Annotated in this window: 11 protein-coding genes and 1 pseudogene; all 12 read left to right on the top strand. The window is 69.6% G+C overall.

Annotated features, from left to right (window positions below):
- Positions 1-20 precede the first annotated feature (20 nt).
- The 12 genes and pseudogenes from ACIBJH_RS07385 to ACIBJH_RS07330 all read left to right on the top strand — a co-directional run bounded on the left by ACIBJH_RS07385 (position 21) and on the right by ACIBJH_RS07330 (position 14,540).
- Positions 21-1,406: an ABC transporter substrate-binding protein gene (locus ACIBJH_RS07385; RefSeq protein ID WP_399115876.1), complete on the top strand. Its 1,386-nt coding sequence runs from the start codon at positions 21-23 to the stop codon at positions 1,404-1,406.
- Positions 1,403-2,335, top strand: a complete 933-nt coding sequence (locus ACIBJH_RS07380) for a carbohydrate ABC transporter permease (RefSeq protein ID WP_399115875.1) — start codon at positions 1,403-1,405, stop codon at positions 2,333-2,335. Before ACIBJH_RS07385 ends, ACIBJH_RS07380 begins: the two co-directional genes overlap by 4 nt.
- A complete protein-coding gene (locus ACIBJH_RS07375; protein WP_399115874.1) occupies positions 2,332-3,246 on the top strand; it encodes a carbohydrate ABC transporter permease in 915 nt (304 codons plus the stop codon). The genes ACIBJH_RS07380 and ACIBJH_RS07375 overlap by 4 nt, the downstream gene beginning before the upstream one ends.
- A gap of 29 nt (positions 3,247-3,275) precedes the next feature.
- Complete coding sequence (locus ACIBJH_RS07370; RefSeq protein WP_399116374.1) at positions 3,276-4,970, top strand: class I mannose-6-phosphate isomerase; 1,695 nt, start codon at positions 3,276-3,278, stop codon at positions 4,968-4,970.
- Positions 4,967-5,878 carry an ROK family protein gene (locus tag ACIBJH_RS07365; protein WP_399115873.1) on the top strand — a complete coding sequence of 304 codons (912 nt, stop codon included), beginning with the start codon at positions 4,967-4,969 and terminating at the stop codon, positions 5,876-5,878. Before ACIBJH_RS07370 ends, ACIBJH_RS07365 begins: the two co-directional genes overlap by 4 nt.
- Before the next feature lie 407 nt (positions 5,879-6,285).
- Positions 6,286-6,810: pseudogene (locus ACIBJH_RS07360) on the top strand (carbohydrate binding domain-containing protein); the annotation flags it as partial.
- A 19-nt stretch (positions 6,811-6,829) separates the two neighbouring features.
- The gene (locus ACIBJH_RS07355) at positions 6,830-8,050 is read left to right on the top strand and encodes a metallophosphoesterase (RefSeq protein WP_399115872.1); all 1,221 of its coding nucleotides are present in this window, start codon (positions 6,830-6,832) and stop codon (positions 8,048-8,050) included.
- A gap of 517 nt (positions 8,051-8,567) precedes the next feature.
- A complete protein-coding gene (locus tag ACIBJH_RS07350) occupies positions 8,568-9,947 on the top strand; it encodes a hypothetical protein (protein WP_399115871.1) in 1,380 nt (459 codons plus the stop codon).
- Between the two features lie 16 nt (positions 9,948-9,963).
- Positions 9,964-11,109 carry a cytochrome P450 gene (locus ACIBJH_RS07345; protein ID WP_399115870.1) on the top strand — a complete coding sequence of 382 codons (1,146 nt, stop codon included), beginning with the start codon at positions 9,964-9,966 and terminating at the stop codon, positions 11,107-11,109.
- A 55-nt stretch (positions 11,110-11,164) separates the two neighbouring features.
- On the top strand, positions 11,165-12,193 hold the full coding sequence (locus ACIBJH_RS07340) for an aspartyl/asparaginyl beta-hydroxylase domain-containing protein (protein ID WP_399115869.1): 1,029 nt from the start codon (positions 11,165-11,167) through the stop codon (positions 12,191-12,193).
- A gap of 47 nt (positions 12,194-12,240) precedes the next feature.
- Positions 12,241-13,536: an MFS transporter gene (locus ACIBJH_RS07335; protein ID WP_399115868.1), complete on the top strand. Its 1,296-nt coding sequence runs from the start codon at positions 12,241-12,243 to the stop codon at positions 13,534-13,536.
- A complete protein-coding gene (locus ACIBJH_RS07330; RefSeq protein WP_399115867.1) occupies positions 13,533-14,540 on the top strand; it encodes a methyltransferase in 1,008 nt (335 codons plus the stop codon). The genes ACIBJH_RS07335 and ACIBJH_RS07330 overlap by 4 nt, the downstream gene beginning before the upstream one ends.
- The last annotated feature ends 10 nt before the right edge of the window (positions 14,541-14,550 follow it).

Below are 14,550 nucleotides of genomic sequence, written 5' to 3'. Positions count from 1 at the left end.
CAGAAAGGCAAGGCAAGACGATGGAGTCTTCCCGATCTCCGAGAACCGGTCGGCGTCACTCGCTGCTCCGCGCGGCGGCCATCACGCTGTCCCTGGCCACCGCGGCGGCACTGGCGGGCTGCGCCAGCGCCGACACCACCACCCCTTCCGCCGCCAAGCAGTCGGCGTTCAAACCGGCCGCGCAGAAGGCGGGTTCACAGATCACGGTGTGGGCCGACTCGACCAGGCTGCCGTCCGTGCAGGCCTACCAGAAGTCGCACCCCGACGTGAAGATGAAGATCGTCACGTACGACGGCGGCGCCGACGGGTCGACGTATCTGCAGTCGAAGGTGCAGCTGTTCGACCGGACCGGCAGCGGCTGGCCGGACGTGGTGTTCGGCAATCCGACCGACGTGACCTGGGCGTCGGAGGCCACCAAGCCCGGGGCGCAGCCGTTCGCCGCGCCCCTGGACGAGAAGCTCGTACCGCAGACCACTCTGGACGGCTTCGCCAAAGGCTCGCTGACGCCCTGTCAGTTCGACGGCCACACCTACTGCATGCGCAACGACATCGCGCAGGTCCTCCTCTGGTACAACAAGTCCCTCATGGACAAGTGGGGTTACCAGGTCCCCACGACATGGCAGGCGTACGAGGCCCTCGGCAAGAAGGTCGCCAAGGAGCACCCGGGCTATCTGGTCGGCTCGGTCGGCGACACCAACTCCCATGAGTCGTACTTCTGGTCGGGCCAGTGCCCCGCCTTCAACCTGGTGAAGCCGGACACCCTGCGCACCGACCTGGCCGATCCGAAGTGCACGCGGATGGCGACGCTGCTGGACAACCTGATCAGCGCCAAGGCCGTCGCCACCCAGGGCTTCTTCAGCCAGGGCTTCGCCAAGAACAGCGGCTCCAAAGTCCTTATGGCGTACGGGCCTTCGTGGTACGGCCAGTACCTGTTCAAGGCCGGCTTCAAGACCCCGGCCAAGCAGATCGCCGCGGCACCCCCGCTCGCCTGGGAGGGGGAGAGCACGACCGCCACGGGCAACGTCGGCGGCGGCGTGTGGATGGTGTCCTCGCACAGCGCCAACCTCAAGGCGTCCTCGGATCTGGTGACTTGGCTGACGACCTCCGACGCCAACCAGGCCACCGCGCCCACCTACCCGGCGTACACCCAGGCCGCGAAGGCGTGGCTGGCGAACCCGGCCAACAAGGACTACTTCGCCAATGATGTGAGCGGGCCGTTCGAGCAGGCCGCGAACGAGGTGTGGACCGGCTGGTCGAACACCAGGTTCTCGGACTCCACCGCCTGGTCCAGCGTCGTCCTCCCGGCGCTGACCGCCGGAAAGACCCTGACCGAGACCCTGCCGGCCTGGCAGCAGGAGATCGCCGGCGAGGCCAAGACCCAGGGCTACAAGGTGGTCGATCAGTGACCTTGCTGGAGACCGAGCCTGTCACCGTCTCCCCCGTGCGCCACGGCATCACGCCGCGGCGCACGGGCCGCGGTCGCGCGGGCTACTTCTTCGTCGCCGGGTACGCGGTGCTGCTGCTCGCGTTCGGCGTCTTTCCCACCGGGTACGCGTTCTATCTGTCGCTCACCAACGACCGGGGCCAGTTCACCGGGGTCAACCAGTTCGTGAAGGTCGTCCAGGACTACCGCTTCGTCCCGGCCTTCACCCACATGCTGGTCTATCTGGCCATGTGGCTGGTGACCCTCGTCGTCCTGGTCGTGCTGACCGCCGTGGTCCTGCGCAGCCGCGTACGCCCGGGCACCTCGGCGCTCTTCCGCTTCCTCTACTACATCCCCGGCGCCCTGGCCGGGGTGGCGAGCGTCCTGGTCTGGCTGTTCATGCTGGACCCCGATGTCAGCCCGGTGTCACGGCTGTTGACCGCCCTGGGGTTCAAGACGTTCGCCGCCGTCCTGGCACCCGGCAACCTGCCGCTCATCCTCATGCTGATCGCCTTCTGGACCGGCGCCGGCGGCTGGATGGTCGTGATGTACGGGGCGTTGAACAACATCCCCGACGAGGTGCTGGAAGCGGCCCGCATGGACGGCGCGGGCCCGTGGCGCACCGCCTGGCACATCCAGATCCCGATGATCCGGCAGTGGATCGTCTACATGACGATCATGGCCTTCGCGACCGGCACCCAGCTGTTCGTCGAGCCCCAACTCCTCCAGACCGCCAGCCTCGGCAGGGTGAGCCCCACCTGGTCGCCGAACCAGCTCGCCTACGTCTACGCCTTCCAGCAGGGCGACTTCAACGGCGCCGCCGCCATCTCCGTCGTCCTCCTGGCCGTGGGCCTCCTCGCCGCAGGCCTCCTGGTCGCCCGCTCGAACCTGTTCAAGTTGGACGAGAAATGACACAGACGACTCCCTTCCTGACGGCCGTGCGGCGACGCGCCCACCCGTCAAGGAGCCTCCCCTTCCTGGTGGTCGGCCTCCTCCTGGCCTTTCTCCTCGTGTTCTTCGTGCTGCCGGTGATCTGGCTGCTGCTGGCCCCGTCGAAGACCGCGGGCGAAGTGGTGCGGGACAACCCGCTGTCCTTCGGTTCCTTCCATCAAATAGGCGCGGCCTGGCGGCACTTGTTCGCCTTCCAGGACGGCGCCATGTCGAGGTGGCTGCTCAACTCGGCCGTCTACTCAGGCGGTTCACTCGTCCTGACGCTGCTCGTCAGCGTTCCGGCCGGCTACGCGCTGGCGCTGACGAAGTTCCGGGGCCGCAAGACGCTCCTGGTGATCACCCTGGTCACCATGATCATGCCGCAGGCCACCCTGGTGCTGCCGATCTTCCTGGAGCTCAACCGCTTCCATCTCATCGGCACCGTCTGGTCGTTGATCCTCCCCTTCTCCTTCTATCCGTTCGGCGTGTACCTGGTCTACATCTACTTCGGGAGCAGCCTCCCCAAGGACCTGCTGTCCGCCGCGCGCATCGACGGCTGCACGGAGTGGCAGCTCTTCTCCCGCATCGCGCTCCCGCTCGCCAAGCCGGTGATCGGACTGGTCGCCTTCTTCAGCTTCGTCGGCAACTGGAACAACTTCTTCCTGCCGTATCTCGTGCTGCCGAACAGCGAGCAGTTCCCCGTCCAGGTGGGGCTGAACCAACTGCTCACCTCCACACCGTCGTTCAACCCCGTCGCCGGCGCCGGACTGAACATCACCATCCCCGAACTCGCCCTGGCCATCATCATCGCCATCCTGCCCGTGCTGGTGCTCTTCCTCTTCTCCCAGCGCACGCTGGTGTCCGGGATGCTCGCCGGATCGAGCAAGGAATGACCGCCGCTCCGGCCCCCGAAGGAGACTCCGTGTACCGGCTCGATCCGCGCTACGCCCCCGCCGCACAGGCCGTCCTCGGCACGGGCTGGCAGGCAGTGGCCGCCCAACTCCCCTACGGCCGCGCGGTGGTGGCCATCGACGGGCCCCCGACCGTCGACTGGTCCCGCCTCGCCGATCGCCTCGCACACGAACTGACCGGGCGCGGCACCCCTGTCACCCTGCTCGACGTCCGGACCCACTACGCACCACCGGCGCTCGTCAGAAGCCGTACCGAGCGACCGGAGGACGCCGACGACCCCTACTTCCGCAAGCTCGCCGACCGTCCCCTCGACGACCTCTTCGAGAACCTGCCGCCGGCCGCACTGCCGACCGAAGGACTGCTCCTCGTTTACGGCCCCGGCGCGGCCCTCGTGGAGCACGACGTGCTCTGGTACGCCGATGTGCCCAAGCGCTACGCGGAGGCCGCCGTCGGCGCGGGCGAGACGGGCGCCAACCTCGGTCTGCCGGACGAGAAGCCCGCCTTCGGACGCCTCTTCTACATCGACTGGCCGATGCTCGACCGGCACCGCGACGCGCTCGCCCGCCGCCTCGACGGCTGGCTCGACATGCAGCACCCCGACCACCCGGCATGGCTCGACGGAGCGGGCCTGCGCGCCACCTGCGCCGGCATGGCCCGCCGTCCCGTCCGCACCCGCCCCTACTTCAACTCCACGCCCTGGGGCGGCCATTGGGCACAGCGCGAACTCGGCTTCGACCCCGACTCCCGCAACACCGCGCTCGGTTACGAGCTGATCGCACCCGAGGCAGGCATCCTCATCGGCACCGGACCGGCGGCCCAGGCCGAGGTACCGTTCCAACTCCTGTGTGTGCTGGAGCCGTTGAGCGTGCTGGGGGCAGAGGCGCACGCCCGCTTCGGCACGTCCTTCCCGATCCGCTTCGACTACCTCGACACCGTCGGCGGCGGCAGCCTCTCCGTGCACTGCCACCCCAAGGAGTCGTACATGCGCGAGCGTTTCGGCTGGGACTACACCCAGCACGAGACGTACTACCTCACCCTCGGCGGCAGCGACACCAAGGTGTACCTCGGCCTGCGCGAGGACGCCGACGTCGATGTCTTCCGCAAGGAGGTGGAGCGGGCCATCAGCGACGGAGTCCCCATGGACCCCGAGGACCACGTCCTCGCCTTCCCCGCCGAGCAGGGCCAGTTGTTCATGATCCCGGCGGGCACCCCGCACGCCAGCGGCGCGGGCAACCTCGTGCTGGAGATCAGCGCCACCCCGTACCTCTACAGCCTGCGGTTCTACGACTGGCTGCGGCCCGGCGCCGACGGCAACCCGCGCCCGCTGCCGTACGAGCACGGGTTCGCCAACCTGGAGACCGGCCGACGCGGTGAGGCCGTCGCCCATGACCTGGTGCAGGAACCGCGCACCCTGCGCGAGGGCAGCGGCTGGCGGGAGGAGGTCATCGGCGCACTGGCCGAGATGTTCTACGAGGTCAGACGCTTCGTGCTGGACGCCGGTGCCGAGGCCGTCGACGACACGCAGGGGCGGTTCCACATCCTGAACGTGGTGGAGGGGGACGGCGTCACCGTGCTCACGGCGGCCGGAGACCGGCACGAACTGGCCTACGCGGAGACCCTGACCGTGCCTGCCGCGGTCGGCCCGTACACCCTGCGGGCGACCGGTGACGGCCCGGTGCGGGTCGTGAAGGCGCTGGTCCGTTGATCCCTGTCCTGGAGATCGGCGGCACCCATGTCACCGCCGCGCTCGTCGACCCGCGCGACGGGCGAGTCACCGGCCGCACGCGCGAGCCGCTCGACGCCGACGGCGCCGCCGAGGACATCCTCGACGTCGTCCGGTGCTGCGCCGACGGGCTGTCGGCGCCGCCCGGTGCGCGCTGGGGCGTCGCGGTGCCCGGGCCGTTCGACTACGCGAGAGGGGTCGCCCTCTTCCGGGGCGTGGGAAAGTTCGACGCCCTGTACGGGACGGACGTCCGGGCGGCACTCCTGCACGGACTGCGGCAGCGCCCGGCCGACATCGTGTTCCTCAACGACGCCCACGCCTTCCTGACCGGCGAGTGGTCCACGGGCACCGTCCGGGGGCATCGCCGCGCCGTGGGCATCACGCTCGGCACGGGAGTCGGCTCGGCGTTTCTGGCCGACGGCCGTATCCGCGAGGCCGGTCCCGGCGTACCGCCCGAGGGGCGGATGGACCTCACCGAGATCGACGGCCGGCCGCTGGAGGACACCGTCTCCCGCCGCGCGATCCTCGCCCGCTACGGCGACCCCGCCGCCGATGTGCACGACATCGCCGAACGGGCCAGGGCGGGAGAGGAACGGGCCCGGCGGGTGCTGGACGACGTCTTCACCGGACTGGGCGCCGTCCTGGGCCCGCGCCTGCTGGCCTTCGACGCGACCGCCCTGGTCGTCGGAGGCTCCATGGCCCGCTCCTGGGACCTCGTCGCCCCGGCGCTGACCGCCGGTCTCGGAGTCGGGGGCTGGACACCGGATGACTCGCGTGCCGACGGTGCGGCCGGGGTCCGACCTCCTCGCGCGATGAAACCCGCCGGCCCCGCGGGCAACGCCGCACTGGTGGGCGCGGCCCGCGCAGCGGTGGTGAGGGATCCCGGCTGAACCTTCGCAGCGGGCGTTGCGTATCCATCCGCGGGGACAACTCCGGTCTCTGCCAGGGGATGTGACGTAAGGAGTGCGCCGTGCCCATACCGCCCGCGTCCGAGTCGGCGGACGACCGCACCGCGCTGGAACCCATCCGCGTACTGCGCCCTCGCAACACCGACGCGCTGGCCCAACTCCTCGACGACATACGCCAGGACGAGCACTACCGCGGCCACACGACCGAGACCGCGCCCGTCCCGCAGACCTCGCCCGAGGGCGAGACGGAGGAACTCCCGCCTGTCCCCGGCCACCGCAGGACGGAGCAACTCCCCGCGGTCCGCCCCCGCTTGGGACCCGGTCAGCGCCGGGCGGCCGTGGTGATCGCGGTCGCCGCGGCGGCGGTCGTCGGCTTCGGGTGCTCCCTCCTGATCCCCGGCCTCACCGCAGCCACCCCGGCCGCACCCTCGGCGAGCGCGTCGACCGCTCCGACGTCCACAGCTCCGACGTCTGCGGCCCCGACATCGGCCGAACCGACCGCAGTTGGGGCCGCCGACGCCCTGACCGACCCCGGCTTCGAGTCGGGCGGTATCTCGCCGTGGAACTGCGTCGGGAATACGGGCTCGATCGTCTCCTCCCCCGTCCACTCGGGCTCCAAAGCCCTTAAGGGGACGGTGAGTTCGAGTGACACCGCGCAGTGCGACCAGACCGTCCAGGTACGGCCGAACACCACCTACTCGCTCAGCGGCTGGGTCCGCGGCTCCAACGTCTACCTGGGCGTGAGCGGCGGCACCTCCACCTGGACCACGTCCCCCTCCGGCTACAGCCGCCTGACCGTCTCCTTCACGACGGGCCCGTCCCAGACCAGCGCGACCGTCTACGTCCACGGCTGGTACGCACAGGGCGACTACTACGCCGACGACATCGCCCTGGGCGTGTCCGGTGGCGGTGGCCCTACCTAGAGTGGAGCGCGTGACCGACACCAGCGACACCCGTCCCGCCGACAGCGAAGCGCAGGCTCCCCGGCGGAGGCCACTGCTCCGCCTGATGCGCTATCTCCCCCTGATCGCCCCGGTCCTGCTGTGGGCCGTGCCCTGCGGGGTGCTGCTGTACACGGGCCAGCACTGGCCACTGGCCGTCACGCTCACCGGCACCGCCCTGTTCGTCCTCGGTCTGGCCGGTATGCCGCTCGCGATGATGCGCGGCCACGGCCGACGTCAGCAGGACCGGATGGCGATCCTCGGCGACTCGCTCCTCGGCGGCAGCTGGATCCTGTTCACCTGGTCCGTGCTGCTCGGCGTCCTGCTGCGGCTCGCCCTGACCGTGGCCGGCGTCGGCGACAGCCAGGACCGGGCCCGCATCGTCGCCTGGGCCGTCCTCGGCACCACCGCCGTACTGCTCGCCTGGGGCTACGCCGAGGCCCGCCGCGTACCCCGCGTGCGCCGCCTCGACATCCAACTCCCGCGCCTGGGCGCCGGGTTGGACGGCACCCGCGTCGCCCTCATCACCGACACGCACTACGGCCCGCTCGACCGCGCCCGCTGGTCGGAGCGGGTGTGCGAGACCGTGAACACTCTGGAGGCCGACCTCGTCTGCCACACCGGCGACATCGCGGACGGCACGGCCGAACGCCGCCGCGCCCAGGCCCTCCCGCTCGGCACCGTGCGGGCCACCAAGGCCCGGGTCTACGTCACCGGCAACCACGAGTACTACAGCGAGGCCCAGGGCTGGGTCGACCTGATGGACGAGCTGGGCTGGGAGCCGCTGCGCAACCGGCATCTGCTGCTCGAACGCGGCGGCGACACCCTCGTGGTCGCCGGCGTGGACGACGTCACCGCCGAGTCCTCCGGCCTGGCGGGCCACCGCGCCCACCTCGAAGGAGCCCTGAACGGCGCCGACCCGGACCTGCCCGTCCTGCTCCTGGCGCACCAGCCCAAGTTCGTCGACCGGGCGGCCGCCGCGGGCATCGACCTCCAGCTCTCCGGCCACACCCACGGCGGCCAGATCTGGCCCTTCCACCACCTGGTCCGCCTCGACCAGCCCGCCCTGGCCGGCCTCAGCCGCCACGGCTCCCGCACGCTGCTCTACACCAGCCGCGGCACCGGCTTCTGGGGCCCGCCGTTCCGCGTCTTCGCCCCGAGCGAGATCACCCTGCTGGTACTCCGCTCACCGCAGGCGACCGCCGCGCACTAGCCTCCGTCAGCGCGTCCTTCCCACCCCCGTTGTCTTCTGCACGGTTCCGCAATGGGACCGCCGGCCTCCGGGCCCGGCAGGCGCCGTCGGAGACGCTGATGAGAGGTCCGACTCCCGCCTGGCCGGGGGGCGTCCGGCCCGGTGGGCAAGGTTCCTTTAACTTTGCCTGCTGCTGTCGCGTTGAATAGGCAATCACCTCACAGACTCCCAGGTCAAAGGATCGATTTCCGGCGCAGGGACCGATACAGATCACGTCCATATCGCCTCGGATTCCGGTGATAATGTTTTCGAAGAAAGCTCTTCGGTAGGCATCGGGACAGAGCGACTTCTTCTCTCGATGTCGTACTCGTGCACCAACACGAGGAAAACCTGGGGCGCTTCAGGCGGAGAGGAGGAGTCGCTATGCGCTACGTCCACTGAATGAACCGTTTGAAGCAGTAGATTCGACTTGGCCGCCAGAAAAATCTGGCGGCCAAGTCGAGCCGAGGTGAATGCGGATGGGGATGGGGATGAAGTAATGCGCCCACTCGAAGAGCAGATAGGCGACCTGAACAAAGTCATCTCGGAGTTCGGGCAGCGGCACAGTGGGGTGCTCGGCGCGTATTTCGACCCCGACCACGAGGCGATGGCAGGTGTCCGGGAACGGCGAGTCCATCCCGGGCCCGAACGGCTCCTGGTCCCACCCGCACTGGCGCCGACGGAATTCGCGAACAGGTTCGGCGCCGCCTTCGGGGCCTTCCGGTCGGCACTCGCGGAGATCTTCGCCGACCGCATGCGGGGCAGCTGGCAGCGGCTGGCGGACGAGTTGCGGCTGGACGAGGCGACCCGGCGTTACGTCGACGTCCGCCGGCCGCCGGTCTGGGCCAGGTTCAGCCGGCCCGACGTCGTCGTACACGGAGACTCCTTCGCCATGGTGGAGCCGAACATCGGAACATCCTGCGGAGGGGCACCGGACGCCGACATCCTCGGTCGGCTGTTTGAGAACGCCCCGGTTCTGGGCGATTTCCTGCGCGGAATGGGTGCACAACGGCACGACGTCATGGCCGCCGTGGCCCGGTGCGTCCGCAGCGCACTGCGCGAGCACGACCGGAAGCCGGACGAACTCGTGGTCGTCACGGAGTTCCGCGCGGACCTCGCGCACGGCTCCTTCTACTACGACGCCTTCGCGGACGAACTGAACCGTCATGGGGTGCGGGCTCGCGTCGCCGCCGTGGAGGACCTGGAGTGCGATCCCTCGGGCGTGTTCCTTGACGGTGTCCCGTGCGGAGCGATCTACCGCATCTGCGCCGAGGAACCGGACCCCGCTGCCGGGTTCCCGGCCCTCAGCGCCCTGATCTCCGCGGCGCATGCCGCGCGGGTCGCCCTGGTCGACGAACTGGACGACCAGATCGCCGGGCACAAGACGATCCTGGCGGTCCTCTCCGAGGAACTCGACGCAGGCCATGTGGACCCTCGCCACTCGGGCCTGCTCGACCCATTCATTCCCTGGACCCGGATTCTCTCCGACGGGTTCTCCGTGTTCCACGGCGAGCGAATCGAACTCGTCCCCTGGACGCTGAAGAACCAGGAAGATCTGGTGTTGAAACCCGGCACAGGATTCCAGGGCCGAGGAGTCACTCTAGGCTGCGAGACGGAAGAATCGAATTGGCGTTCCCTGGTCGAGGAGATTCTGAATTCGGGCGAACCCTGGCTGGTGCAGTCGCTGGTGCGCAGCAATACCACCTCGGTTTCGGTCAGCAGGGAGAAGGAGCTCTACTCGGAGGAGACCTTCGTCGAATACGGATGTTTCGCGATCGCCGATTCCGTGCCCGCATCCGCGTTTCGCCGGAGCGCCCCAGTGGGTGTGCAGACCAGAAAGATCAAGCAGTCCACCATCGGCCCGCTCTTCTTCGTGTGAGTGAATGGAGAAAAAGGTGACGAACGTGATGGATCCGCTCTCCGCGGAGATGCTCGCGGATCCGTACCCGGTCTACCGGCGGCTGCGCGGCGAAGACCCCGTCAGCCGGCACGAGCAACTCGACGGCTGGGTCGTCATGCGGTACGCGGACTGCGCGCGAGTCCTGCGGGATCCCGGTGTCTTCGTGTCGGACTTCCGGAAGATCGGCGACCGGGTCACCCCCGAGCTGCTCAGCGTCCAGACCCTCGACGCCCCGGAGCAGACCCTGCTGCGGAGGGCGATCCTTCCGGCACTGAAAAGCGTCGATCTCGAAAAGTGGGTCGCGGACACGCAGTCGGCCGCGGGGAAGCTGATGGCCGGCATCGAGGGCCGCGAGTTCGACTTCGTCACCGAGTTCGCCGAGCCGCTCGCCGTGGAGAGCATGTGCGAACTGTTCGGCCTGCCCTTCATCGACGACGTGACGCGATTCCGCACCGCCCAGCGCGATCTCGTCCTGAGCATGGACGCCGGCCTCGACCGGGAGCGGATCGAACCCGGCATCCGGGCCCGCGAATACCTCAGCACGCTGATCGAACCCTGGACGACGACCCACCCGGACGCCGGGCTGCTGAGCGGTATCGACATCGACTCGGTCGGCGAGTACCGCGCCGAATACGTCAACTCGTTGCGCGCGATCTTCGTCGCCGGCTATTCGTCGAGCAGCACCATGTTCGGCAACGCCCTCCAGCCGCTCCTCGAACACGGTCTGCTGTCGGGCGACGAACCGCCCGCACTGGACTCGCTCGCGTTCAACGAACTCGTCCGGCTGAACGGAGCGGTGCAGGCCACCAGCAGGGCGGTCCTTGAGGATGTCGAACTCGGTGGGCGACAACTGCGCCGGGGCGACGTCGTCGTGGTGTTTCTCGCCGCGGCCAACCGGGACCCGGAGATCTTCGAGGCGCCCGACGAGATGCGGCTCGACCGTTCTCCCAATCCCCACCTCGGATTCGGCCGCGGCGTCCACTCGTGCCTCGGTACCCATCTGGCGCTGCGGCTGGCGACAGAGGTGATCGGCGCGTTCGTCGACCGCTACCGCATCCACGCCGTACGACCCCCCGTGCAGAGGCCCACCGCGACGATGCGCGGGCTCGACGAACTGTTTGTCCGGGTGGAGCGCCGGTGAATCCGCGCCCGACCCGTGCCCGACCCGCGTCCGAACCCTCGTTCTGGAGGAACGCATGACTCAGGAAAGCATTGTCGACGACGACACCTGGCCGCGCGCCGAGATCCTCGTCGGCCTGCCCGCGACCGCCCGACTCGGTCTCGACTTCTCGCCCGAACTGCTGCTGGCCGACCTCGAACGGCTCGACGAGGTCGCCTGGGCCCGCCCCCGCTACACCGACGGCACCGGCGTCAGCCGCGAGATCACCTCGACGGACTGGCGCAACATGCCCCTGCACAGCATCGGCGGCCACAACGACCGCACCGACTCGGGCGGTCCCCAGCTGCACGACTTCGCCCCGACACCGCGGCTGGCCCAGACCCCGTACTTCCGGCAGATCCTGGACGCGATACCCGCCCCCGTACGCAGCGCTCGGCTCTTCGCGCTCGGCCCGGGTGCCCTCAGCCCCGACCACCAGGACACCAAGTGCTCCTTCCCGTGGGGCTCGATGCGGCTGCATGTGCCGATCGTGACACTGCCGGATGCCGTGCTCAGGATCGACGGCGGCGAGCACTGCTGGTCGGTGGGCGGCCTGTGGTACGCCGACTTCAGCCGACCGCACCAGGTGGCGAACACCGGCACCGGAACGCGTATCCACCTCGTCGTCGACACGCATGTCACGCCCGAGCTGATGGCCCTGTTCCCGCCGGAGTTCAACACACCGGAGGTGCTGCGCCACGCGCAGTTCCACCGGCCGGCGGACGAGTTGGAGAAGAGCGAGGCGGACGCGCTGCGGTGCCGCTTCCCGATGCCGCAGTCGTTCCGCTCCTTCGAGGAGCAGGAAGGCCAGTTCACCAATCGGCAGCCCGTCGTGGACGCCGTGATCGACTGGCACGAGGGCGTACTGGCCCTCTTCCTCGACGGCGAACCGGCGTTCGGCCTGGTCCACATGGGCGAGCACGAGTTCAGGTTCGCGGGGTGGGTGCAGGAACGCACTCTCCAGATCGTCACCGCACCGGACGGCACCCCCCGCGTCGTCCTGCGCTCCCACTGCGGGGCCCAGACACGCACGCTCGAACTGCCGGCCGACGCGCTGTCCGAGTAACCGGTGCCCGCCGGCGAGAGCGGCCGAGGTGAGGAAGGAGGGCGACGATGAGTGCAACGGACGCCGGTGAGCGCACCGCCTCCTACCGGGACGCGCTGGCCGAGCCGCGCTTCCGCGCCGTCCTCGGCGCCCAGACCCTGGCCGTGCCGGCCGACACGCTGCGCACCCTCGCGCTGTCCGTCTCGGTGTACCGGGCGACGGACTCCCCGCTGCTCGGCGCGCTCGCCTACGGACTGCCGTTCGTCCCCCAACTGGTCGGCGGCAGCCTGTTGGGGGTGCTGGCCGACCGAGTCCGCCCGCGCCGGCTCATCGTCGCCGGGTACGCCGTGGACGGTGTCGTCACGTTGGTGCTGGCCGCCGGTCGGACCCCGGTGTGGGGAAGCCTCGTGCTCGTCGTCGCGGTCGCCTTCGTCACGCCGGTCCTCATCGGCGTGAGCAGCCGGGTCGTCGCTCGGGTACTGGACGGGGAGCGGTACGTGGCGGGCCGGTCGCTGTCCCTCACGACGGCCTCGCTCGCCCAGTTGCTCGGCCTCGCGGCCGGCGGCGGAGTCGTCGCCGCACTCGGCCCCGGCGGCGCCTTCCTGGTCGCCGGGGTGCTGCACCTGGCGGCAGGCCTTTGGGTGCGGGTCCGACTGCCCGATCTGCTCGTGCCCGGCGCCGCGCCCACTGAGCGTTCCGGAACCGTCCGCGGTGCGTGGGAGGGAACCCGGCGGCTCTTCCGTGACTCCCGGATACGTACCCTGATCACCCTGTACTGGGTCCCGCCCGCCTTCGTCACCGGCGCCGAGAGCCTCGTCGTCCCCTACGCCACGGACCGCTGGTCACCGGGAAGGGCAGGGCTGCTCCTCGCCGCCGTACCGGCCGGAGTGTCGGTCGGCATGGTCCTGGTCGGCCGCTGTGCGACACCGGCCGCCCGTGACCGGCTGGCAGTACCCCTCCTGCTGCTGACCGGGACTCCGCTGCTTCCCTACTGGCTGCCCCTTCCCTACGCGCTCGCTCTGGCCCTGTACGGCCTCTGCGGCATCGGAATGGCCTACGCGCTCTGCCTGCAGTCGCGTTTCCGCGAGCTCGTCCCCGCCGAGAACCTGGGGCAGGCCTTCAGCCTGGTCGCATCCGGAACCATGACGGCCCAAGGTCTCAGCCCGCCCGTCTTCGGCACGGTCGCGGAATTCCTCTCCACCGGTTCGGCCATCGGTCTGGCCGGAGTGGCGGCCGTGCTGTTCGCCGCCCTGCGCGCCTCACGAGTCAGGGCCCTCCTCGCCCGGGCCGTCGTCCGGCCGGGCGGCACACCACAGCGATCCGGGGCACGACGCCCCACGATCCGGAGACAAGGACGGCAATGAAGACGAACAACGGAGACAACGTCAGGAATCTCAGCGCGCTGCAGAACGGACATGTCGTCACCCAGCTGATCTCGGCCGCGGTCAGACTCCATGTCTTCGACCACCTCGCCGACGGAGAGCTCACCGACGAGACCCTCAGCGAGCGGACCTCCACCGATCTCGCGGTGCTGCGCCGATACCTGTCGGCACTGCGGGCGCTCGGTCTTGTGGAGCCGGCCGGGACAGGGGGCCACCGGGCCACCGAACTCGGCGCGCTCCTGCGCCGGGACAGCGGCGCCCTCTACGGACACGCCCTCATGTCGGGGGACGACTACTACGAGGCGTGGAAGTGCCTGGACCACTCGCTGCGGACCGGGCGGTCGGCGTTCCGGCACCGGTTCGGACAGTCGCTGTGGGAGCGGTTCGCCGACGACGAGGAGGTCGCCGCCGCCTACACCCGGTCCATGCGCTGGAACACCGGGCACGCACTCGCCGAGATACTCGATCTGTACCGGTTCCCGGACTCGGGCGTCGTGGCCGATCTCGGCTCCGGGGACGGCACGTTGACCATCGGACTGCTCAGCCGTTTCCCGGGCCTGCGCGCCGTCGTGGTCGAGCAGCCGTCCGTGATCGAACACACGCGGCGCACACTGACCGAGCAGGGCCTGGCCGACCGCTGCGAGTTCGTGGCGGGGGACATCCGGTCCTCGGTGCCCCGAGGGGCCGATCTCTATCTGCTCAAGTCGGTGATCCACAACTTCGGCGACGACGAGGCGCTCGGCATTCTGCGCACCTGTCGCGACGCACTGGACACCGATGCCCGCCTCCTGGTCGTCGAGCACACCTGGGACACCACGGACGCGCTCCGCTCGGCCGTCCGGGACATGACGATGCTGGTGCTGTTCGGCAGCCAGGACCGCGACGCGAAGACGTACGCGGATCTCGTGGAGCGTGCCGGGCTCACGGTCCTCGGCAACGAGGTGGGGCCGACCGGCATCTGCGTCGTCGAGTCGGGTCGGCTGTGAGCGGGCAGCA

It is taken from the genome of Streptomyces sp. NPDC050548 (assembly GCF_044457385.1).
Lineage (GTDB): Bacteria > Actinomycetota > Actinomycetes > Streptomycetales > Streptomycetaceae > Streptomyces.
This window is presented reverse-complemented; position numbering and strand designations above follow the sequence as displayed.

Bases quoted from the DNA above. Each gene is read 5' to 3' on its own strand.
- ACIBJH_RS07350 (WP_399115871.1), top strand. From the start codon at position 8,568: ATGCGCCCACTCGAAGAGCAGATAGGCGACCTGAACAAAGTCATCTCG.
- ACIBJH_RS07340 (WP_399115869.1), top strand. From the start codon at position 11,165: ATGACTCAGGAAAGCATTGTCGACGACGACACCTGGCCGCGCGCCGAG.
- ACIBJH_RS07385 (WP_399115876.1), top strand. From the start codon at position 21: ATGGAGTCTTCCCGATCTCCGAGAACCGGTCGGCGTCACTCGCTGCTC.
- ACIBJH_RS07375 (WP_399115874.1), top strand. From the start codon at position 2,332: ATGACACAGACGACTCCCTTCCTGACGGCCGTGCGGCGACGCGCCCAC.
- ACIBJH_RS07330 (WP_399115867.1), top strand. From the start codon at position 13,533: ATGAAGACGAACAACGGAGACAACGTCAGGAATCTCAGCGCGCTGCAG.
- ACIBJH_RS07335 (WP_399115868.1), top strand. From the start codon at position 12,241: ATGAGTGCAACGGACGCCGGTGAGCGCACCGCCTCCTACCGGGACGCG.